This window comes from Dactylosporangium sp. NPDC000555, from assembly GCF_040300025.1.
Lineage (GTDB): Bacteria > Actinomycetota > Actinomycetes > Mycobacteriales > Micromonosporaceae > Dactylosporangium.
The window spans coordinates 34,252-53,994 of the sequence record NZ_JBEPDB010000015.1; the positions used below are offsets into that span (position 1 = coordinate 34,252).

Annotated in this window: 22 protein-coding genes and 1 CRISPR repeat array; of the genes, 13 read left to right on the forward strand and 9 right to left on the reverse strand. The window is 70.1% G+C overall.

From position 1 onward, the window contains the following. Positions 1-116 precede the first annotated feature (116 nt). On the forward strand, positions 117-1,334 hold the full coding sequence (locus ABT297_RS12615) for a ricin-type beta-trefoil lectin domain protein (protein WP_350548141.1): 1,218 nt from the start codon (positions 117-119) through the stop codon (positions 1,332-1,334). Positions 1,335-1,401: 67 nt separating this feature from the next. On the opposite strand, the gene ABT297_RS12620 is transcribed toward ABT297_RS12615, so the two are convergent. Further along, positions 1,402-1,995: a 2-phosphosulfolactate phosphatase gene (locus ABT297_RS12620; protein ID WP_350548303.1), complete on the reverse strand. Its 594-nt coding sequence runs from the start codon at positions 1,993-1,995 to the stop codon at positions 1,402-1,404. A gap of 7 nt (positions 1,996-2,002) precedes the next feature. Beyond that, positions 2,003-2,815, reverse strand: a complete 813-nt coding sequence (locus ABT297_RS12625; RefSeq protein ID WP_350548143.1) for an IclR family transcriptional regulator — start codon at positions 2,813-2,815, stop codon at positions 2,003-2,005. A 206-nt stretch (positions 2,816-3,021) separates the two neighbouring features. Here ABT297_RS12625 and ABT297_RS12630 point away from each other — a divergent pair, with 206 nt between their 5' ends. From ABT297_RS12630 to ABT297_RS12655, 6 genes are all read left to right on the forward strand, one after another. After that, positions 3,022-4,284 carry an ABC transporter substrate-binding protein gene (locus ABT297_RS12630; protein WP_350548145.1) on the forward strand — a complete coding sequence of 421 codons (1,263 nt, stop codon included), beginning with the start codon at positions 3,022-3,024 and terminating at the stop codon, positions 4,282-4,284. Positions 4,285-4,352: 68 nt separating this feature from the next. Continuing rightward, positions 4,353-5,234, forward strand: coding sequence for a carbohydrate ABC transporter permease (locus ABT297_RS12635; protein WP_350548147.1), 882 nt, complete (start codon positions 4,353-4,355; stop codon positions 5,232-5,234). Continuing rightward, positions 5,231-6,064, forward strand: a complete 834-nt coding sequence (locus ABT297_RS12640; RefSeq protein ID WP_350548149.1) for a carbohydrate ABC transporter permease — start codon at positions 5,231-5,233, stop codon at positions 6,062-6,064. The genes ABT297_RS12635 and ABT297_RS12640 overlap by 4 nt, the downstream gene beginning before the upstream one ends. A gap of 2 nt (positions 6,065-6,066) precedes the next feature. After that, complete coding sequence (locus tag ABT297_RS12645) at positions 6,067-7,233, forward strand: ABC transporter ATP-binding protein (RefSeq protein ID WP_350548151.1); 1,167 nt, start codon at positions 6,067-6,069, stop codon at positions 7,231-7,233. Beyond that, positions 7,230-8,177: an alcohol dehydrogenase catalytic domain-containing protein gene (locus ABT297_RS12650; RefSeq protein ID WP_350548153.1), complete on the forward strand. Its 948-nt coding sequence runs from the start codon at positions 7,230-7,232 to the stop codon at positions 8,175-8,177. Before ABT297_RS12645 ends, ABT297_RS12650 begins: the two co-directional genes overlap by 4 nt. Continuing rightward, positions 8,174-8,920, forward strand: coding sequence for an SDR family NAD(P)-dependent oxidoreductase (locus ABT297_RS12655; RefSeq protein WP_350548155.1), 747 nt, complete (start codon positions 8,174-8,176; stop codon positions 8,918-8,920). Before ABT297_RS12650 ends, ABT297_RS12655 begins: the two co-directional genes overlap by 4 nt. A gap of 6 nt (positions 8,921-8,926) precedes the next feature. Here ABT297_RS12655 and lipP1 read toward each other — a convergent pair whose 3' ends face one another. Further along, the gene (gene lipP1 / locus ABT297_RS12660) at positions 8,927-9,862 is read right to left on the reverse strand and encodes a LipP1 family hormone-sensitive lipase (RefSeq protein ID WP_350548157.1); all 936 of its coding nucleotides are present in this window, start codon (positions 9,860-9,862) and stop codon (positions 8,927-8,929) included. Between the two features lie 29 nt (positions 9,863-9,891). Further along, a complete protein-coding gene (locus ABT297_RS12665; protein ID WP_350548159.1) occupies positions 9,892-10,542 on the reverse strand; it encodes a GDSL-type esterase/lipase family protein in 651 nt (216 codons plus the stop codon). Between the two features lie 67 nt (positions 10,543-10,609). On the opposite strand from ABT297_RS12665, the gene ABT297_RS12670 reads away from it, so the two are divergent. Genes ABT297_RS12670 through ABT297_RS12680 form a run of 3 tightly spaced genes read left to right on the forward strand, consistent with a single transcriptional unit; the run spans position 10,610 to position 13,605 of the window. Then, positions 10,610-11,743, forward strand: a complete 1,134-nt coding sequence (locus ABT297_RS12670; protein ID WP_350548161.1) for an alpha-hydroxy acid oxidase — start codon at positions 10,610-10,612, stop codon at positions 11,741-11,743. Next, positions 11,744-13,015 (forward strand): aminotransferase-like domain-containing protein, encoded by a 1,272-nt coding sequence (locus ABT297_RS12675; protein ID WP_350548163.1) that lies wholly within the window; start codon positions 11,744-11,746, stop codon positions 13,013-13,015. It begins immediately after the preceding gene. Next, positions 13,012-13,605: a 4'-phosphopantetheinyl transferase family protein gene (locus ABT297_RS12680; protein WP_350548165.1), complete on the forward strand. Its 594-nt coding sequence runs from the start codon at positions 13,012-13,014 to the stop codon at positions 13,603-13,605. Before ABT297_RS12675 ends, ABT297_RS12680 begins: the two co-directional genes overlap by 4 nt. Before the next feature lie 212 nt (positions 13,606-13,817). Here the strand turns inward: ABT297_RS12680 and ABT297_RS12685 are convergent, their stop codons facing one another. Then, positions 13,818-14,054 (reverse strand): GntR family transcriptional regulator, encoded by a 237-nt coding sequence (locus ABT297_RS12685; RefSeq protein ID WP_350548167.1) that lies wholly within the window; start codon positions 14,052-14,054, stop codon positions 13,818-13,820. Positions 14,055-14,210: 156 nt separating this feature from the next. Between ABT297_RS12685 and ABT297_RS12690 the strand changes: the two genes are divergently transcribed. The 3 genes from ABT297_RS12690 to ABT297_RS12700 all read left to right on the forward strand — a co-directional run bounded on the left by ABT297_RS12690 (position 14,211) and on the right by ABT297_RS12700 (position 16,138). Further along, positions 14,211-14,507: a hypothetical protein gene (locus tag ABT297_RS12690; RefSeq protein ID WP_350548169.1), complete on the forward strand. Its 297-nt coding sequence runs from the start codon at positions 14,211-14,213 to the stop codon at positions 14,505-14,507. A gap of 376 nt (positions 14,508-14,883) precedes the next feature. Next, complete coding sequence (locus ABT297_RS12695) at positions 14,884-15,165, forward strand: GntR family transcriptional regulator (protein WP_350548171.1); 282 nt, start codon at positions 14,884-14,886, stop codon at positions 15,163-15,165. Between the two features lie 261 nt (positions 15,166-15,426). Continuing rightward, positions 15,427-15,879: a CRISPR direct-repeat array (repeat unit 25 nt; unit sequence GGACCACCCCCGCGTGCGCGGGGAA). 79 nt (positions 15,880-15,958) lie between these two features. Further along, positions 15,959-16,138, forward strand: coding sequence for a hypothetical protein (locus ABT297_RS12700; RefSeq protein ID WP_350548173.1), 180 nt, complete (start codon positions 15,959-15,961; stop codon positions 16,136-16,138). Positions 16,139-16,465: 327 nt separating this feature from the next. Here ABT297_RS12700 and cas6e read toward each other — a convergent pair whose 3' ends face one another. The 4 genes from cas6e to casB are packed head-to-tail and all read right to left on the reverse strand — an operon-like array spanning position 16,466 to position 19,738. Next, complete coding sequence (gene cas6e, locus ABT297_RS12705; RefSeq protein ID WP_350548175.1) at positions 16,466-17,164, reverse strand: type I-E CRISPR-associated protein Cas6/Cse3/CasE; 699 nt, start codon at positions 17,162-17,164, stop codon at positions 16,466-16,468. Continuing rightward, a complete protein-coding gene (gene cas5e, locus ABT297_RS12710; protein ID WP_350548177.1) occupies positions 17,155-17,913 on the reverse strand; it encodes a type I-E CRISPR-associated protein Cas5/CasD in 759 nt (252 codons plus the stop codon). Before cas5e ends, cas6e begins: the two co-directional genes overlap by 10 nt. Positions 17,914-17,915: 2 nt before the next feature. Further along, positions 17,916-19,103 (reverse strand): type I-E CRISPR-associated protein Cas7/Cse4/CasC, encoded by a 1,188-nt coding sequence (cas7e, locus tag ABT297_RS12715; protein WP_350548179.1) that lies wholly within the window; start codon positions 19,101-19,103, stop codon positions 17,916-17,918. Then, positions 19,100-19,738 carry a type I-E CRISPR-associated protein Cse2/CasB gene (gene casB / locus ABT297_RS12720; protein ID WP_350548181.1) on the reverse strand — a complete coding sequence of 213 codons (639 nt, stop codon included), beginning with the start codon at positions 19,736-19,738 and terminating at the stop codon, positions 19,100-19,102. The genes cas7e and casB overlap by 4 nt, the downstream gene beginning before the upstream one ends. Positions 19,739-19,743: the final 5 nt, after the last annotated feature.

The following is a 19,743-nucleotide window of genomic DNA, read 5'->3' on the forward strand; positions in this document are numbered from 1 at the left end:
CTCCTATGGATCTGTTAAGGAACCTCACAGATCCCTTGGCGCCGCGGGCCCTGCCGCCTCAGGGTCCGCACCGGCGCCTCGCCCCAGAAGGGACCCCGCCCATGGGAGGTATTCAGATGCGAAGACTCAGATCGTTGGCGTCCGCCGCGCTGGTCGCATCGATGGTCGCTACCGGACTCGCCGTCGTGACAGCGCAAAGTGCCGCGCAGGCCGCGGTCGTGTGGAGCGAGGAATTCAACGGTGCGTCGGGACAAGGCGTCGACGCGTCGAAGTGGAACTTCGACACCGGCGGTGGCGGCTTCGGCAACCAGGAGCTGCAGTACTACAACAGCGGCACCAGCAACGTCTACCAAAACGGCCAGGGTCAGCTGGTGATCGAGGCCCGGCGGGAAAGTGGTGGGCGCAGCTGCTGGTACGGCACCTGCCAGTGGACGTCCGGCCGGATCCAGACCGCCGGCAAGTTCACCCAGCAGTACGGCCGCGTCGAGGCGAGGATCCAGGTCCCGAAGGGAACCGGTCTCTGGCCGGCCTTCTGGATGCTCGGCGGCGGCACCTGGCCGAACGGCGGCGAGATCGACATCATGGAGAACGTCGGGCGCGACCCGAACACCGTGTACGGCACGATCCACGGCCCGGGCTACTCGGGCGGCAACGCGGTGGGCGGCACCCGTAACCTCGGCCAGCCGGTGGGCAACGCCTTCCACATCTTCGCGGTCGACTGGTCGCCGAACCTCATCATCTGGACGATCGACGGGTCGGAGTACTTCCGTGCGACCCCGGCCAGTGTCCGCGGCAACGCCTGGGTGTTCGATCACCCGTTCTTCATCATCCTGAACCTCGCGGTCGGCGGCAACTTCCCCGGCAGCCCGGACGGCAGCACGCCGTCGGTCGCCCGCATGCTCGTCGACTACATCCGCGTCAGCACGAACAGCACCCCGCCGCCGGCCGGCGGCGGCAACGCGCTGCGCGGGGCCGAAAGCGGTCGCTGCATCGATGTGCCCGGCGCCAACCCGGCGGACGGGGTTCGGCTGTCGGTCTACGACTGCAACGGCACGGCGGCGCAGCAGTGGACGATCGGTTCGGACGGCACCGTCCGGGCGCTCGGCAAGTGCATGGACGCCGCCGCGGCGGGCACCGCGAACGGCACGGCGGTGCAGCTGTACACATGCAACGGCACCAACGCCCAGAAGTTCACCCTCTCGGCTGCCGGCGAACTGAGGAACACCGGCGCCAACAAGTGTGTCGATGTGGCCAACCACGGCACCGCGAACGGTTCGCAACTGCAGTTGTGGGACTGCTCCGGCGGCGCGAACCAGCGCTGGACCAGGGTCTGATCGCGTCACGGCTGTGACCGCGTCATCCCCCGTCCGCTTGAGGACGGGGGATGACGGGATCCGCCCTTCAGCACGGCACCCGTGTGAGCGCGACGTGATCCTGGCGGATCTCGCCGACCATGGCGAATCCGGACCGGTCGACATCGCAGCAGAAGGGAAGATCCCGGGACAGATCCACGCGTTCGGGCGCGGGTCGCCCGGCGAACGCGCGGACATGCTCGGCGGCGCCGTCCATGATGCCCGCGACCAGGTCCGCCAGCCTCGGCTCCGGCCCGTGGAGCAGGCCACTCAGATACCTAGCGCAGGCCAGGTCCTCGGCCGTCCGCCCCGTGCAGACAAGCGTGCACGCGGTATCCGCGTGGTTCCTTGCGATCCATCGCGCGGTGGCAGCGACATTCAGCGCTGACACCGCGAGCAGCGCCGCCGGGTCCACCTGCCGGACGAGACCGCGCGTGCCGTTCGACGTCGCCTGGATCAGACGCCGGCCGTCGAGCCGCGCCGTCGACATCTCGAACGGCGAGTTCCCGAAGTCGAAATCCGCCGGCCTGAGTCCGCCGGTCTCGCCGACCAGAAGGCGATCCGGGTACCGCCGCCGGAGATCTCGGCCGACCTCGATCGACGGCGCGCAGACGATTTCCGTCGCGCCACGCTCAAAGGCGATCGCTGCCTTACGACAGCGGGGCCATCAGCGGCGCGAGCCGACCGGCGCAGGCCCGTAGCGCCGGCAGGTATCGCTGGGCGCGGTCGCCGGCGGCGCCCGCGCGGGCCGAGGGGGTGGAGCAGCTCACGGCGGCCACGACCGCCCCCGACGAGCTGCGCACCGGGACGGCGACACAGTAGAGCCCCACGGTGTACTCGCCGTCGTCCTCGGCGTAGCCGGTGGCCCGCACGCCGGCGAGGCGGCGGAGCAACTGCACCTTGTCGCCGATGGTGCTTCTGGTGAACTGCTGCAACGTGACCCCCGTCAGCCGGCGGCGCAGTTCCTCGGCGGGCAGGCCGGCCAGGAGCACCTTGCCCAGCGCCGTGGTGTGCGCGGGTAGCCGCATGCCGACTCCGGAGACCAGCCGAAGCGGATGCCCGGAGTCCTCCTTCGCGAGGTACACATTGTCCAGTCCGTCCAGGACGGCCAACTGCACTGTCTCGTTGAGCTCGTCGCGCAGCGCGCGCATCACCGGTCCAATGAGGACGGTGATGTTCTGGTTGTGCGAGTAAGCCTGCCCGACCTCCCAGGCGCGTAGCCCGATCCGGTAGACCCGGGAGTCCGGATCCACGAACAGGTAGCCGCTCTCCGACAGCACCCGTAGCAGCCCGTGCAGGCTGCTTCTGGGCAGGTTCAGGGCGACGCGGATGCCGCTGGCGTCGATCCCGTCGGTGTGCCGCGCGACCAGGTCCAGGATCTGCAGGACCCGCTCCGCCGACTTGATCGAGCCCATTCGCGCCGTGGTCTCCTCGGCTTCCCGGTGTTGGGGTGTAGGCGCCATGGTCCAGCCACTCCTGTACGCCGATGGGTCCCGAGAAGGGTGACACACCTGCCCCGGAACGGGCAAGACACGGCCCTGACCTGTAAGAACAGGCAGTACGTTCAGGTATCTGAACATGGGTTCCTATATCGGGTCACCGCGTCTACAGTCGTGGACCAAGTCCCGGGTCCCACCAACACACCGACTGCCACTCGAGGTGGACAGGAATGTTGAGATACCGAAGCGCACTCTCCGCGACCGCTGTCGTGGCCGTGCTGAGCCTGATGGCCGCATGCGGCGGCACCGAAGAACCCGCCAAGTCCGCCCAGGAGGGCGGAACCCTTGAGATCACTCACTGGGACCTGCTCGCTCCGAGCTACGGCGCCAAGATGTGGGAGACCTTCCAGGGCTACCAGCAGAAGAACTCGAAGGCGACGCTGACCAAGCAGGAAATCACCCGAGCCGACTACGAGACCACCATCAAGACACAGATCGCCGCCGGCGGGGGACCCGACGTGTTCGCCGTCGCCGACACGTTCCTGCCCGAGCTTGCCGAGGCGGGCGTGCTGGAGCCGCTCGACGGCGTCTTCGGCCAGGACGTGAAGCTCAACGTCACGAACGAGGGCGGCAAGTGGCGCGGCAAGCAACTGGCCGTCACCGCCCAGATCGCGCCGTACGCGTTCCTGTGGAACAAGGACATCCTGGCCCAGGCCGGGGTCCAGCCACCGACCACGCCCGAGGAACTGGTCGTGGCGGCGAAGACCATCAAGGAGAAGACCGGCATCACCGGCTTCGCGGTGCGCCACCGCATCGCCGAGGAGAACCCGTGGTGGATCGACTTCAACAACTGGCCGCAGGGCTTCGGCGGCGGCTGGTCCGACGGTAAGACGCTCACCATCGACCGCCCGGAGAACGTCGCCGCGCTCAAGGCGTACAAGGCCGTCTACGGCTCCGGCGCGTTCGCCGTGGGCGACGACGCCTCGACCTTCCGGACGAAGTTCAAGGAGGGCAAGCTGGCCATGCTGATCGACGCGACCGGCGCGCCGACCGCGATGATCAGCGACAAGGTGCCGAGCACCTCCATCATGTCGTCGAAGCTTCCGTTCCCCGGCAAGAACACCAGCCAGGTCGGCATCTACTTCGCCATCAACAAGCACTCCAAGAACAAGGAGCTGGCCAAGGACTACCTGCGCTGGCTGGTCCAGCCGGAGCCGCAGCAGAAGCTCTCCGAGGTCATCGGCAACGCCTCGACGGTGGCCGTCGACACGACCGTTCCCGATGCGTTCGTGAAGGCCAACCCGTGGGTCACCGCCTACCGGGAGAACGCGCCGAACTCGCACGGCGCCGTGGTGGCCGGGTTCGAGAGCAAGACCCCGCAGATCCGGCACATCGTCCTGCAGTGGGTCGAGAAGGTGCTGCTGCAGAACGTTCCGCCCGAGGAGGCCCTGGCCAAGGCGGCACAAGAGGTGAAGGCGGCGGTCGGGACCTGATCGATCCCACGCCCGACGCGGCAGGTGCCACTGCGCGGCGCCTGCCGCGAACGACCGGAAGGAATCTGATGAGCGCCCGATCGCGGCTCGCCCCGTACCTGTTCGTCGGCGGCGCGGCAGCCTATCTGCTGGTGTTCACCGCCACCCCGCTGCTGCGCGGGGCACTGCTCAGCTTCACCGACACCAAGCTGCTCAACCCGGCCGGGGGTTCGTACGTCGGCCTGGACAACTACCGCGAACTGCTGGTGGACCAGCGCTTCGCGTCGTCGGTGCTCACCACCGTCCTCTACACCGCCTGCACGGTGGTGGGGTCGCTGGCGCTCGGGACGGTGGCGGCGTTCGCCATCAACGACGGATTCCGCGGCCGTGCGGTGGTGCGGGCCATCCTGACGATGCCCTGGGCGGTGCCGTCGATCGCCGTCGTGCTCGTGTTCACCTGGATCTTCAACGTCGGCGACGGGGTGGCCAATCGGAGTCTCGCCGTGCTCGGCATCGGGGAACAGGGCTGGCTCATCGACCCCGATCTGGGACTGCTGTCGGTCACCGCGGTCAGCGTCTGGAAGGTGTTCCCGTTCATCATGCTGGTCGTGCTGGCCGCCCTGCAGTCGGTGCCCGCCGAGGTGCGGGAGTCGGCCAGAGTGGACGGGGCGGACCGGTTCACCACGGTCAAGGAGATCGTGCTGCCCCACATCGCCCCGACGCTGCGCATCGCGGCGCTGCTGATGACGATCTGGTCACTGCGCCGGTTCGAGATCATCTATCTGCTCACCGGCGGCGGGCCGATCGACGCCACCAACACGCTGGTCATCAGCGTCTACCGGGAGGCGTTCTCGAACTCCGACCTGGGCCGGGCGGCGGCGCTGGGCATGCTCGGGCTGTGCCTGTCCCTGGTGGTCACCGTCGTCTACTTCGTCGTGGAGCGGCGCTCATCACGGCGGGAGGCGCTGTGAGGCGGCTGAGCGGAGCGGGTCCGGGCCGGTGGCTCGCGATCCTGGCGCTGACCGTGATCTCCGGCTTCCCGGTCTACTGGATGCTCAACACCGCCCTGGCCACCCGCGAGGAGCTGTTCAGCGGGCAGAGTCTGTGGGCGCGGCTGGACCGGCTCCCCGGCATCTTCGACGTCTTCGGTAGCGGGGTACCGCTGCTGCGCTGGCTCACCAACAGCGCCATCGTCGCGACGGGCACCACGTTCTTCAGCCTGACGCTCGCGGTGCTGGCCGGCTACGGACTGTCGCGGTACCGGCGCTTCCCCGGCCGCGGGGTGCTCGGCTTCGGGCTGTTCGCGACCCAGATGCTGCCCGAGGCGCTGCTGATCGTGCCGCTCTACACGCTGTTCGTGACGCTGGGGCTGATCAACGGGCTGTTCGGCCTGGTGCTGGCCAACACCGCGTTCGCCATGCCGGTCGGCGTGTGGATCATCAAGTCGGCGGTGGACGGGGTCCCCTACGAGATCGAGGAGGCGGCCCGGGTCGACGGCGCGCCCCGGTTCGTGATCTTCTCCCAGGTCACGCTGCCGCTGGTGGCGCCGTCGGTGGCCGCCGCGGCGGTCATCACGTTCTTCGACGGCTGGAACGAGTACCTGTTCGCCTCGACCTTCATCCGCGACACGACGAAGTGGCCGGCGAGCAAGGGCCTGTCGTCGTTCATCGGGGAGTTCATCACCCCGCTGTCGACGGTGTTCTCCGCGGCGCTCGTGTTCACCGTCCCCGCGATCGTCTTCTTCCTGCTGGTACAACGCCGGATCGTGAGTGGTCTCACCTCCGGCTCGGTGAAGGGGTAGGCATGCCGGCCATCACATTCCGGGGCATCCAGAAGTCCTACGGCGCCACGCCGGTCATCCACGAGTTCTCCACGGAGATCCCGGACCGGGAGTTCCTGGTGCTGCTCGGCCCGTCCGGGTGCGGAAAGTCCACCATGCTGCGCATGATCGCCGGGCTCATCGACATCACCGGCGGTGACCTGCTCTTCGACGGCCAACGCGTCAACGACCTGGAACCCAAGCAGCGCAACGTCGCGTTCGTCTTCCAGTCCTACGCGCTCTACCCGCACAAGACCGTGCGGGCCAACATCGCCTTCCCGCTGCTGATGAGTCGCTTTCGCTGGTGGCAACACATCCCGATCGTCGGCATGGTGGCACGCTGGCGGGCGATGCGCGATCCCGCGATCGCCGGGAGGATCGAGCACATCGCCGCCACCATGGAGCTCACGCCATACCTCGACCGCCGGCCGCGCACGTTGTCCGGCGGGCAGCGGCAGCGGGTCGCGCTGGCCCGGGCTCTGGTGCGCGAGCCGTCCGTGTACCTGCTGGACGAGCCGCTGTCCAACCTGGACGCCAAGCTGCGGGCGCAGATGCGCACCGAGATCACGGCGCTGCACCGGCGGGTGGGAGCGAGCTTCATCTACGTCACGCACGACCAGGTCGAGGCGATGACCATGGGCACCCGCATCATCCTGCTCAACGACGGCGTCGTGCAGCAGAGCGGTACCCCGCAGGAGATCTACGACGAGCCGGCGAACACCTTCGTGGCCCGGTTCATCGGTTCGCCGCCCATGAACCTGCTGCCGGTCACGGTCCAGGACGAGCGGGCCACGATCGACGGCGACACGAGCCTGCCCGCCGCCGGGGTACCCGACGGGGCCGCACTGCTGGGCGTGCGGGCGGAGAAGGTGCGGGTCGCCGCGACGGGTCCCGGCATGCCGGCCCGGGTGGCGGTGGTGGAACGGCTGGGCGCCGAGACCGTCGTCGGCTTCCGGCTCGGGCTCGCCCCCAACAGCGAGGAGTTCGGCGCGGCCGCGGTGCGGGACCTGCACTACGCGAAGCTGCCGGGCGACGCCGGCCTCGCCGTCGACGACGAATGCCGGGTGCTGCTCGACCTGAGCGGTGCCTGCTTGTTTGACAGCCACAGCGGTGCGCGCATCGGCGCGCGAAAGGATGTGCGTGTCGCATGAGGGCGCTGCTCTACGCCGGGCCGCTCGAACTGATCGTCACCGACCTCGACGTTCCGGCTCCGGCCGACGACGAGGTGCTGGTGCGGGTGGCCGCGGTCGGGGTCTGCGGATCCGAGGTGGAGGGTTTCGCCACCCAAAGCCCGTTCCGCAAGCCACCGCTGGTGATGGGCCACGAGTTCGCCGGGCACCGGGTCGACGACGGCACCCTCGTCACGGTCAATCCGCTGGTGGCATGTGGCGGTTGCGGCAACTGCCGGCGCGGGAAGACGAACATCTGCGAGAACCGCAGCATCCTCGGCATCCACCGGGCGGGCGGCTTCGCCGAGTACGTGGCCGTGCCGCGAGCCAACGTGCACCCGCTGCCGGCCGGTGTGTCCGCCCAGCGCGGAGCGTTCGTCGAACCCATGGCCAACGCCGTGCACGCCGCGAACCTGGTCGCCGACCGGCTCACCCCGGACGCCCAGGTCGGCGTGATCGGCGCCGGCATGCTGGGCATTGCGGTACTGCTGGTGCTCCGCAGTCGCGGCCTGACCGGCGTCCACGTCGCCGACCTGGCCGAACAGCGGCTGGCGACCGCGGTCAAGGCGGGCGCCGGCGGCACCGGGCAGCGGCTGACCGGCACCTTCGACGTCATTCTCGACACCGTGGGCACGGCCGGGACCCGGGCCGACTCCGTCGCCCTGCTGCATCCGGGCGGCGTCACGGTCTGGCTCGGCCTGCACGCCGCGGAGTCCGACGTCGACTGCCGGGCGATGATCCGGGGCGAGAAGGCGGTCCTGGGCAGCTTCTGCTACACCGCCGCGGAGTTCGCGGCGGCGGTGCCACTCGCCGCCGAGGTCGACGAGGACTGGCTGGAACTGCGGGACCTCGCCGACGGCGTCGAGGTGTTCGAGGAGCTGATGCGGGGCCCATCGGCGCACATCAAGACGATGCTGACGCCATGACCGGTCGTACGGTGGTGGTGTCGGGTGGCGGCACCGGTATCGGCCGGGCGGTCGCCGCGACGTTTGCCGGTCGCGGCGACCGCGTGGTGCTCGTGGGCCGGCGCGAGGCGACGCTCCGCGCCGCGGCGGCGACGCTCCGCGCCGCGGCGGAGACGCTCGGCCCCGCGGTGACCTGGGTCGCCGCCGACCTGAGCACCGCGGACGGTGCCGCCCAGGTGGCTCGCGCGGTGGACCGGGTGCACGTGATCGTGGCCGGCGCGGGGGGCACCAGCGCGGCGGTACCGTCCGAGCTGGACGCGATCGCCCGGGAGTGGCGGGCCGACTTCGACCAGAACGTGCTGACCGCCGTGCTGCTCGTCGCCGCCCTGCGGCCGAAGCTGGCCGAGCAGGGCCGGGTGATCGGCATAGGCTCGATCGGCGCCCAGCTGGGCAGCGGCTACAGCGGCTCGTACGGCGCGGCGAAGGCGGCCCTGCACGCGTGGATCTTCTGGCTCGCCGCGGAGTTGGGGCCCGCCGGGGCCACCGCCAACCTGGTGCTGCCCGGGTATGTGCCGGACACCGAGTTCTTCGGCGAGCGGATGAACGAGCGGTTCCACCAAACCAGGGTCGATCGCACGCTGGTCGGACGCGCCGGTACGCCCGCGGACGTGGCATCCACCGTGTACTTCCTCGCCTCACCCGAGGCCGGGTTCATCACCGGCCAGCTGGTGGGGGTCAACGGAGGAACGGTGCTGGGTCGATGACCCGGGTCACGCCTCGAACCACATCCGCAGCTGCTTCGCGGCCTGGTCGAGGGCGGCCTTGCCCGCGTCCAGGGTGCCCGACATGGCGAAGAACCCGTGGATCATGCCCTCGTAGCGGGTCACGGCGACGGGAACGCCGTCCTCGGCGAGCCGGGCCGCGTAGCGTTCGCCCTGGTCGCGCAGCGGGTCGTATTCGGCGGTGATGACCAGCGCCGGCGGCAGGCCCACCAGGGTCTCGGCCCGCAGCGGCGAGGCGAGCGGGTTGTGGGCGTCGTCCGGGTCGGTGAGGTAGTGCGAGCGGTACCACTCGACCGAGTGGTGGTTGAACAGATAGGGGTCGTCGTTGGTGCGCATCGACTCGTCGTCGGCGACCTGATCGGTGTTGGGGTAGACGAGCAGCTGGCCGGCCAGGCGCGGGCCGCCGGCCCGCTGCGCCATCAGGGTCAGGCCGGCCGTCAGGTTGCCGCCGGCGCTGTCGCCGCCGACCGCGATCCGCCCCGGGTCGGCACCCAGCGCCTCCGCGTTGTCGACGACCCACTCGGTGGCCGCCCAGCAGTCCTCGATCGCGGCCGGGAACGGGTGCTCGGGCGCGAGCCGGTAGCCGGGCACGGCCACGATGCAGCCGGCCGCGTTGGCGAGGCTGCGGGCGATGCCGTCGGCGGTGTCGACGGTGCCGAGCACCCAGCCGCCGCCGAAGAAATACATGAGCACGGGCAGCTTCGGCTCGGCGCTGGGCCGGTAGACGCGCAGCTGCAGCTTGCCGCCCGGGCCGGGTAGCCAGTGGTCGGTGACCTCGTGCACCTTCTCGGGGCTGCCGCCGGCGGCCTGGATCGAGGCGAGGTCGGCCGCGCGGGCCGCCTCGAGGCTCATCGTATACAGCGGGGCGACCAGGTCACGCTCCTTGCGGTCGCGCATCGCCTGCACCTGCGGGTCGAGCGGCATCGATGCATCCCCCTTTGTCGGGCCTCAGCCTACAGTTCGGCGGTCAATCGCTGGATCACGGCAGCAGCGGCGATCCTATGGCTGTGCGCGTTTCCGTGCAGCCCATCCTCGCCCGTGAGGGCTTCCCCGGCGCCGATCGCCGGGTGATCCGACAGGTCGACGTGGATGGTGCCCAGCGCCGCGGCGAGTGCGTTGGTGCGCCGCGCGAGCAGCGCCATCCGCCGGGCGAAGCCCGGTCCCAGCCAGGCGGGCAGCCGCGGATACTCGCGCATCACGAACACCGAGACCGTGATCACGCGCGCCCCGGCCTCCTGCAGCGGCCGGATGATCCCGGCCACCTCGGCGTCGACGGCGTCGGCGCGGGCCTCGTAGCCCGGCCGCATCGCGTCGTTGGCGCCGCACACTACGAGCGCGAGGTCGGGCGCGAACGCGAGCGCCGGTGAGAGCTGCGTGGCGCGGACCTCGGCGGCGCGCAGGTTGCGCCGGCCGAGGTTGAGCGACGCAACGCCGGGCCCCGCGCCGATCGACCCGGACCCGGCGGCGTCGAGCTCGTCGCGCACCAGCTCGGCGAAGCCGCCCGGCTGCTGCACGACGCTGTCGCCGAGCACGGCGTAGCGTCGCCACGGATGGCCGGCGAGCGGCCCGCCGATGGCGGAGTGAAGCGCATATTCCGGTGCCATGTAGGCCTTTCGGCTCATGCGGAGGCGGGCGGGGTATCGATAGGCTAGCGCCTATGGTGGTCCGGCGGTGACACAGGCGGTGACACAACTGGAGACCGGACCGGTCCTCCTCACCGCATCGGACTTCCGCCGCCGCGCGGAGGGGCTCGTCGAGCCGGGCGTGTGGGACTTCATCGAGGGCGGTGCCGAGGACGAGCGCACGCTCGCGGCCAACCTGCGCGCCTTCGACCGGGTCCGGCTGCGCCCGCGCGTGCTCGCCGGCGTCTCGGATGTCGACACCTCGGTCTCACTGTTCGGCACGCGCTACGCCACGCCGATCGGGGTCGCGCCGACCGCCTACCAGCGGCTCATCGACGCCGAGGGCGAGGTCGCCACGGCGCGGGGTGCGGGCGCGGCCGGCGCGCTGTTCGTCGCGGCCATGTTCGCCAGCCGCACGGTCGAGGACATCGCCGAGGCGTCCTCGACCGGGCCGTGGCTGCAGCTGTACTGGCTGCGCCGCCGCGACGTGATGCGGTCCCTGGCGCAGCGCGCCGAACAGGCCGGCTACGGCGCCATCATGCTCACCGTCGACGTGCCCCGGATGGGCCGGCGCTGGCGCGACATGCGAAACGGCTTCGCGATCGGCGGCGGCGTCGCCGCGGTCAACATCGACCCGGCCGTGATGGCCTCGGCGCACGAGCGCGACGCCGGGAGCTCCGCGCTCGCCCGGCACGCCGGCGACTCCTTCGACCCCTCGCTGACCTGGAGCGACCTCGCCTGGCTGCGCGGCTGCACCCGGCTGCCGCTGGTGCTCAAGGGCATCCTGACCGGCGAGGACGCCACCCTGGCGGTCGAGCACGGCGCCGACGCGATCGTGGTGTCCAACCACGGCGGGCGCCAGCTCGACGGCGCGGTGGCGAGCCTCGACGCCCTGGCCGAGGTCGTCGACGCGGTCGGCGGCGCGTGCCCGGTGCTGTTCGACGGCGGGGTGCGCCGCGGCGCCGACGCCCTCGCCGCGCTCGCCCTCGGCGCGCACATGGTGCTGCTCGGCCGCCCGCCGCTGTGGGGGCTGGCCGCTGGGGGAGCGGACGGTGTGGCGGGCGTGCTGCGCACCGCGACGCAGGAGCTGGCCCACGCGATGGCGCTGGCCGGGCGGCCGGCGCTGGCCGCGCTGGACCGCACCGCGCTTCGGATGACGTCGATGACGGGAGGCGATGCCTGAATGGTGACATTGTCGCGCGAGGAGCTGCACACGTCGGTCGTCGACCCCGTGTCGGCGTCGATGAACTTCCTCAACGAGATCGCCGGGCGCTTCCCGGCCGCCATCTCGCTGGCCGCGGGCCGCCCGTTCGACGAGTTCCACTCGGTCGGCGACATCGACAAGCACCTCCAGGCGTATCTCACCCACCTGCGCGAGCGCGGACTGCTCCCGGCGCAGAGCCGGCAGCTGCTGACGCAGTACGGCCGGACCAACGGCCACGTCGGCGACCTCATCGCCCGGATGCTCGACGTCGACGAGAACATCCAGGTCCCCGCGGCCGCGGTGATGGTGACCACCGGCTGCCAGGAGGCGATGGTCATCGCCCTGCGCGGCCTGTGCGCCGGCCCCGACGACGTGGTCCTCGCCGCCGAGCCGTGCTACGTCGGGCTCACCGGCGCCGCGCGCATCCTCGGCGTCGAGGTCGTCGGCGTGCCCGAGTCCCCCGACGGGCTGCGCCCCGAGACGGTGCGCGAGGTCGCCGCCGCCACCCGGGCGCGCGGCAAGCGGCCCCGCGCGCTGTACCTCGTGCCGAACTTCGCCAACCCGTCCGGGGTGTCGCTGCCGGTCCCGGTGCGCCGGGCGCTGCTGGCCGCGGCCGCCGACGAGGACCTGCTGATCCTCGAGGACGACCCCTACGGCCTGTTCGGCCTCGACGACGAGCCCCGCCCCACGCTCAAGTCGCTCGACGCCGACCAGCGGGTCATCTACCTCGGCTCGTTCGCCAAGTCGTACTTCCCCGGCGCCCGCGTCGGCTACCTCGTCGCCGACCAGCCCGTCGTCGACGCCGCCGGCCGGCACACCCTGCTCGCCGAGGAGCTGTCCACGGTCAAGAGCATGCTGACCGTCAACACCTCGGCGCTGTCCCAGGCCGTCGTCGGCGGCATGCTCATCGACTGCGGGTTCAGCCTGCGCACCGCCAACCAGGCGAAGATCGCCTTCTACCGGAACAACCTCGCCACGCTGCTGGCCGCGCTGCGCCGGCACTTCGACGGCACCCCGGTGCGCTGGAACCGACCCAGCGGCGGCTTCTTCGTCGTCGTCGACGTGCCCGTGGACGCGAGCGAGGAGTTGCTGGAGGTCTCCGCCCGCGAGCACGGTGTGCTGTGGACGCCGATGCGCTTCTTCTACGTCGGCGGCGGCGGGACGCACGCGATCCGGCTGTCGTGCAGCGCCCTGGAGCCGGAGCGGATCGACGAGGGCGTGCGCCGCCTGGCCGGCCTGCTGTCGCGGTGACCACGGTCGACGTCTGGCACGTCGACACCCGCGAGGTCGACACCGGCGAGCTGCCCGGCGGGGCGGACCGCGCCCGGTTCGCCGCGGGCGTGGCCCTGCGCCGCATCGTGACGCGGCGCCTGGGTGGCCGCGAGGGCCGCTGGGTCCGCGGCCCGAACGGCAAGCCGGCCCTTGACGGGGAACGCCTGCAGTTCAACCTCTCCCACGCCGGCGACCTCGCGCTGATCGCCGTCACGGACGAGCGGCCCGTCGGCGTCGACCTGCAGGACCTGGTGCCCGGGCTGGACTTCGCGGCCATGGCCCGTCGCTTCTTCCCGCCGGCCGAGGCGGACCTGGTGGCACGGCGGGGTGCGGGGGAGTTCGCGCGGCTGTGGGCCCGCAAGGAGGCCGTGGTGAAGGCGGCCGGTGGCCGGCTCACCCGCGGCCTGTCCCTGCCGGTGGCCGGCGACGCGCCGCCGCCCGTCGAGCACGACGGCGTCGTCTACGCCGTGGCCGATCTCGCCGCGCCGGACGGCTTCCGGGCCGCGGTCGCCCTCGCCGGCCCGGCGCCGTTCGTCATCAGATTCCTTCCGTGGAAACCCCTGCCTTGAGGTGGGGCCAGGAAAACGGAACCCGTACGGAGTAGGGCAGGGAAAACTGATTCGCCGCCAAGGCGGACTGGTCAGCACGAAGCCCGAGGACCGAGCCCGACATCATCAACGCTCTGGCTCAGCTGCTCGGCCTGGCCGTTCCGGCGTCAGCAAGGACAGTCGACCCGACGGTGTTGTGTAACCGGGTGTCGTCACTCGGTGTGCAGCTCGGGCTACGCCTCTTTCGGCGCGACGAAGGTGCCTCGACCCTGGACCGTACGGACGGTGCCTTCTTCCCGTAGGACCTCGATGGCGTGGATGATAGTCCCTCGCGCCAGGCCGAACTCCTGCTGAAGCGACGTGATGCTCGGGACAGGCCGGTTGGGCGGGTACACGCCCTTCTCGATCCGCTCACGGAGAACCGCCACCAGCTGCATGTACAGCGGGTCGGGTCCCTCGGGATCAATCATCCTTCGAAGGTAAAAGATCCGGGTCTTCTGCGATCCGTCATGGCAGACTATGGACTACCATATAACAGTTGGCTACGGTCGAGCATCGGGTGTGGCGGTTGGTGGCTCGGGTCTGGCCGCCATGTCCCTCCAACACCGCAGCTCGCAGGAGGACACATGGTCGAGGAATACCACCCGGACTGGTGCGACCGTGCAGCGTGCACGGCCTACGGACCCAGAGCAGATGGGTACCACCGGTCAGAGCCGTTCGTGCTCGCGACCGATGGCCCAGGGGTTCAGCTGTACGTCTACAAGGTGGCCGACTGGGACGGCACCAACGAGTCCATCGAGATCGCACAACTGGAGCGCAGAACGGCCGACAAGCCGTGGCACCTGCGCGAACCGCTCCGCGAGATGCACCTGCCCCAAACCACAGCCACGGCTCTTCAGGGAGTGCTGGCCAAGCTGGCCTGACTGCCCACGACCCGCGGGTGCCCGCCGTAGCTCGAACCCCCGGTGCCCTGAACGGACATCCGGGGGTTACGAGTACGTGCCCCTGTTCGTTCAGCGGTTGCCTGTACCCCGGCGTACGCCCGAACAGTCCCGACCGTTTCTGGTGAAGAGGTGATGCCGCAGTGAGGGACTGATCAGCTGCTGACTGACTCGCTGTTCTCCATCACTTTGCTGGACTGGAGATGCGTCGCAACGGCCTCAGCAGCGGCGGGAACGGTGATCGCGTCGGCCTGCATGGTGGCGGCCGTCGCCTCGGCGAGCAGCGTTTCACGCCGGACTCGTCGGCGTTGGCGGCGTTGTTCGCGGCCCGCGCGGCGGTCTTGCCAGCGTCAACGGCGTGATCGACCCGGACGGCGACCGGGCGAGATACCTGCAACTCGCAGACGCCCTTCGCGCATGCATCGCCAGCGGCGAGTTGGCGCAGGAGCCCAGCCTGCCCAGCGAGAAGACCCTGGAGCAGGAGACCGGTCTCAACCGAAGCGCCGTGCGCCGTAGTGTCGAGCTACTGCGCTCCGAGAGCCTGTCGTCATCCGTCATCCGTCACCCTCACGACACGTTCGTGCGGAAGCCCTACGAGATCGAGGTCTTCCTGTCCGATCTCGCCACGTCGCTGAATTAGCCTCTCCGTTCGGCTCGGGGACCTGGGCCAACAGGAGCAGGCCCTAGCCGCCAGCGAGGAAGCCGTCACGATCCGCCGCCAGCTCGCCGAGGCCCGACCCGACGCCTTCCTGCCCAACCTCGCCACATCCGTGAACAACCTCTCGATCCGGCTCGCTGAGCTCCTATCTGCCGACCACATTGAGCGCCTGATCGAGGAGGCGGTCAACAAGGCGCTTCACGTCGGGACGCGGCGTCGTCGACCTCGCCCGCGTTCTACGCAGGACCACCCCCGCGTGCGCGGGGAACAGGAGTCGGATATCACGCCGATCTAGGCGGGGACGGGACCATCCCCGCGTGCGCGGGGAAAAGCTGCGGCGGCTATGCCGCGCTGGTCGGCGCCGCGGGACCACCCCCGCGTGCGCGGGGAAGAGGGGCATTTCGGGCCGGCAGCCCAGTGCTGGCAGGGATCACCCCCGCGTGCGCGGGGAAAAGTCTTGGCCATGTGAACGACGCCCTCGCGAAAACAGGACCACCCCCGCGTGCGCGGGGAAAAGTTGCGGCACATCTCGAGATGGATGCCGTGCTCGGGACCACCCCCGCGTGCGCGGGGAACAGCTATGTGGACCTGGAGCGCAGCCGGCCGCCGGGGACCACCCCCGCGTGCGCGGGGAAAAGGGGCGCGGTGGGGCGACAACAACGCCGCCACCAGGACCACCCCCGCGTGCGCGGGGAACCGCAAGTCGATTGCTCGGGTCCCTCGTGACGTGGGTTGAACATGGCCGCAGTCAACTCGTGGCGGTCACGTCGTCGGCGTGATCTTTCACAGCGACCCGGGGGAGTACACCTCGGCCGACATCGACGCCGTGTGTGCCCGGTGGAAGGTGCTTCGGTCGATGGGCCGGGTCGGGTCGTGTCTTGACCACGCCGTGGCCGAGGCCACCCTCTCCACCCTCAAGGTTGAGCACGTGCACCGCCGGCAGTTCCGCACCTGAGCCGAGGCCGGGATCAAGAACGTCACTTGGAGCACCGACCTCACAACCACCGACGCCGGCATTCGGTCTGCGGTGGACTCTCACCCATTGATTATGAACGGTCAACAGCGGTCCGAGCACAGGAGGCTCAAGCCGCCGTGACTGGATAGGTGGTCAGCCGACTTCAGTGTCCGTTGTGGACGCTGGTAGGTTGACGGGTCGTGTCCGCCGAGTCGTCGCTGCCGTCGTATGACGACCTGATGGCGCGCAACGCGGAGCTGGCTGCCGGGTTGGAGCAGGCTCTGGCACGGATCGCGGAGCTGAAGCCGGGATTGACATGACGGGTCTTCAGGATCGTTGCGGCGAGGCAAGGCTGATCAGGCCGCAGCCGTACGCCTTGGCCCGGCCGATTCCGGTATGCAGGGCATCCGTGAACGTTGCAGCGTCGGTGACGATCAGGTGGCCCTCGAACCGTACGGGCTCGATGGTGATGGGTCCTTGGTCTCCGTCTCGCTTCTGACCGGTCAGGGTCATGCGCGGCGACGGGGCGGCGTCGGGCCGGCCACTGGCGGCGGTGGGGATGACGAAGCCGTGTTGCTCGCCCTTGCGGATCAGCCATTCGAGCTGTTCTTGCGGGTCGCGGAGGGCGACCTTGATGCCGTGGGTCCGTTTGCCCGGTTCGACCGGTGCCCGGCCGGTCGGGTAGGCGATGGTACGGACCGGATTGCCGACCAGCCGGAAGGCGAACCGGCGTCCGGGTGCGATCGCGTCGAGGACCGGTTGCAGGCTGCGGACCTGCGCGGGCTCGGCAAGATAGTCCCCCGGTAGCCGGCCCCAGTCGGGCTTGCCGAGGCTCTGAACATACTGGACGAAGCCGCGGTGCATGCTGTCGAGCCGCCAGAGGACGGCCTGGGACTGCCGGGCGGGGGTGTCGTTGGGGAGGTTGGGGTAGCCGGACATCACCGTCCGGTGCATCTGCCGGATGTCGGCGTAGTCGCGCCGAAACTCCCGCGAGTAGACGTTGATCAGCAGCTTGCTCAGGTACACGGGATCTCCTCGACTGTCCGGATCAGCCCGTCGGTGAGGGGCACGTGGCCCGTCCGTACCGTGCGGGTGGCGAACCGACGGTCCGCCCGGTTGAACGAGAGGGGCACATCGGGACGGACTTCGGCCGCCGGGTCGGTGGGATGGCAGTCAACCACCGTTCGCAGCGGGTCGCGGTCGCCCGCAGGCAGCTTGAGCTGGGTGTCGCGTACCTCGCCGCGGTCTTCGAGCCAGGGATGCTCGGCCAGCAGCGAATCGAGCGGCCGATCCGACAGCCCGAGCCCGCTGCGCGGCTCGCCGGGCTGCCCGGAGTCGACCAGCGCCCGGGCCGGTACGAACGCGCGCCGCCCGAAGAAGAGTGGCCAGACCGGCCTGCGCAGGCTCTCGTCTATCCGGCCGAGCAGCGCCTCGTCTTCGCATTCGAGAACGACGAGAAAGAGCGCGTCGGCGAGGTAGTAACGGTGGCTGACAGCGGTGCGGTGCTTGCCGCCGGTGGTGATCGGCACGTTCTGCACGGTGTGGTAGTCGCGTTCGAGAATGCCTTCCCGGTCGACACGTACACCCATCCGCAGCCCGGCCAGCTCGGCGATCCGGGCAGTGTCGTCGCGTGCGACGCCCAGCGCCGCGCCGAGCAGCCCAACCACGCCCGACTTGCTCGGTTCCCGGCCGGTGTCGCGGATGTTGCCGCGGGAACGTACGCCCCAGGACTGCATCGGTGCGTCGAGGCAAAGCGCGAGCGTCTGTACCGACACCGTTACGCCTTCGTCGCGGCCAGGACGCGGGACACCAGCTCGTGCCGGGTGGTGACCACCTCCTGCTCGGGGAGGCCGTCCACGTCCGCGGTGATCGAGGCGGCCGCGACGGTCCGAAGGTCGGCGTCGCCGTAGAAGCGGCGCAGCCGGCCGAAGTGGCCGAACATCTCCCGGGTCGAGGCGTCCATCAGGTCTGCCTCGTCGACGGGCCGAAGGAAGGCGTTGGCGAGGTTCCAGGTGCCACGGTCGCGGACTACGGCCAGCAGGGTTTCCGGCGGGGTCAGCGCGGCCATCGAGTTCTGCTTGCCGTTCGGGATCGCGTCGATGAAGGCGTGCAGCCACGCCTGGGTGGCGCGGGAGACCAGGTCAGTGTCGCCCTTGAGGTTTGTGGCGAGTTGGCCGATGTTGAGGTTCGCGTACCGGTAATAGCAGGCGGCGTTGAAGTCGACGGTACCGATCATGTCGGCGCCCGCCTGGTCCTGCGGCTGGAGGTCGTCGACGGCGGTGTAGTAGTCGTACTCGTTGGCCACGGCATGGGTGGAGATGGCGTGGGCCACCTGGCAGGCCGCGTCGACGTTGAAGTCCTTGTTGTCGGCGATCATGCGTCCGAAGAGCGCTACATCGATGACGCGGCTGGCGTCGAAGATCCGCCGCGCCTCGTCCAGGGTTTGCTTGTCCGGCCTGACCTTGGTCTGCTTCTTGCCGGGACCGTCGTCTCCGTCGGTCTTCTTCCGACCGGCGGGCTTGGCGCGCGCGGCGGCGTCGGCGGCAAGCCGGTCCCAGTCCCGCTCGCAGTAGTCGGCCAGCAGTTCGGCCGCGCGGCTGCCCACGAAGAGCAGGTACTGGGTGAGCCGCTGCTCCTTGCGCCGCTCGTCGAGGCCGAAGCCGAGGGCGCGGATGCCCGCCTCGGCGACGGCCCCAACCTCGGCCTCGGGCCGGCCATTGCCCTTGAGGACGCCGGCGGCGCTGGACACCAGTCGCTTGGTGCGGATCCCGATCTCGGCGGGGTCGAGGCCGTATCGCCGCAGATCGTCCTTCTGGAAGAGGACCCGGGCGGCGCGCTTGAGGGACTGGCTGGAGATCCGGCCGCGTACGTGGCCGCCGAACGTCGCCGTCTTGGGCTGCCCGACATCGTCGCGGTTGAGGTTGCTGACCGGGAAGGACTGGAGCAGGTGCAGCTCGATGATCATCGGATTCTCCCTGGTTGTGCCTCGGCCGGCTGGGTTGTGGGGGTCTCTGGGCCCGGCGTTTCGGCGGCATCCGCGCCGTTGGCGGTTCTAGGCGACCGGCTGTGCAGCACGCGCGGCCGGTGATAGTCACGTGCCCAACGCAACCGGACCTTGTGCGCCGCCTGTCGGCTGGAGTTGATCAACACAAGGTCGGTCAGCAGCCGGTGGTAGTCGATCGCGACGTCATCGGAGCGCAGGAGCTGAATCATCTGCCGCAGGTAGTACGGCAGATGCTGCGGGTCGACGGAGAGCAGTTGGGTGAACCGGCGCTGCGCAGACACACGCTCGTCGGCGAGCAGCCGCATCGCCCCGCCGACCGTTCGCCCCTTGGCGGTGTTGCCGTGTGGGTGCAGTGCGAAGAGGCCGGCGATCAACAGCCACAGTTCCTGTTCGCGCTGGGGCGGGTCGTGCGGAAAGACGATGGCGTACGCCTCGGCCTCCTGACCCGGGCTGGCGAAGGAGCGCCGCAGCCGGGCCAGCGTACGGCGGGCCTCGCCGGACAGCTGGGGATTCTCCGAGGTGAGGGCCCGGTGCAGCCGATAAAGCTGCTGCACGAAGGCCCACCGTCGCTCGTCGAGCGATCTGATTGGTTCCACGCTGC

Coding starts and splice junctions, on each gene's coding strand:
- ABT297_RS12655 (WP_350548155.1), top strand. CDS start 8,174: ATGACCGGTCGTACGGTGGTGGTGTCGGGTGGCGGCACCGGTATCGGC.
- ABT297_RS12615 (WP_350548141.1), top strand. CDS start 117: ATGCGAAGACTCAGATCGTTGGCGTCCGCCGCGCTGGTCGCATCGATG.
- ABT297_RS12635 (WP_350548147.1), top strand. CDS start 4,353: ATGAGCGCCCGATCGCGGCTCGCCCCGTACCTGTTCGTCGGCGGCGCG.
- cas7e (WP_350548179.1), bottom strand. CDS start 19,103: ATGATCATCGAGCTGCACCTGCTCCAGTCCTTCCCGGTCAGCAACCTC.
- ABT297_RS12650 (WP_350548153.1), top strand. CDS start 7,230: ATGAGGGCGCTGCTCTACGCCGGGCCGCTCGAACTGATCGTCACCGAC.
- ABT297_RS12645 (WP_350548151.1), top strand. CDS start 6,067: ATGCCGGCCATCACATTCCGGGGCATCCAGAAGTCCTACGGCGCCACG.
- ABT297_RS12685 (WP_350548167.1), bottom strand. CDS start 14,054: ATGATTGATCCCGAGGGACCCGACCCGCTGTACATGCAGCTGGTGGCG.
- ABT297_RS12625 (WP_350548143.1), bottom strand. CDS start 2,815: ATGGCGCCTACACCCCAACACCGGGAAGCCGAGGAGACCACGGCGCGA.
- lipP1 (WP_350548157.1), bottom strand. CDS start 9,862: ATGCCGCTCGACCCGCAGGTGCAGGCGATGCGCGACCGCAAGGAGCGT.
- ABT297_RS12690 (WP_350548169.1), top strand. CDS start 14,211: ATGGTCGAGGAATACCACCCGGACTGGTGCGACCGTGCAGCGTGCACG.
- ABT297_RS12630 (WP_350548145.1), top strand. CDS start 3,022: ATGTTGAGATACCGAAGCGCACTCTCCGCGACCGCTGTCGTGGCCGTG.
- ABT297_RS12675 (WP_350548163.1), top strand. CDS start 11,744: ATGGTGACATTGTCGCGCGAGGAGCTGCACACGTCGGTCGTCGACCCC.
- ABT297_RS12665 (WP_350548159.1), bottom strand. CDS start 10,542: ATGGCACCGGAATATGCGCTTCACTCCGCCATCGGCGGGCCGCTCGCC.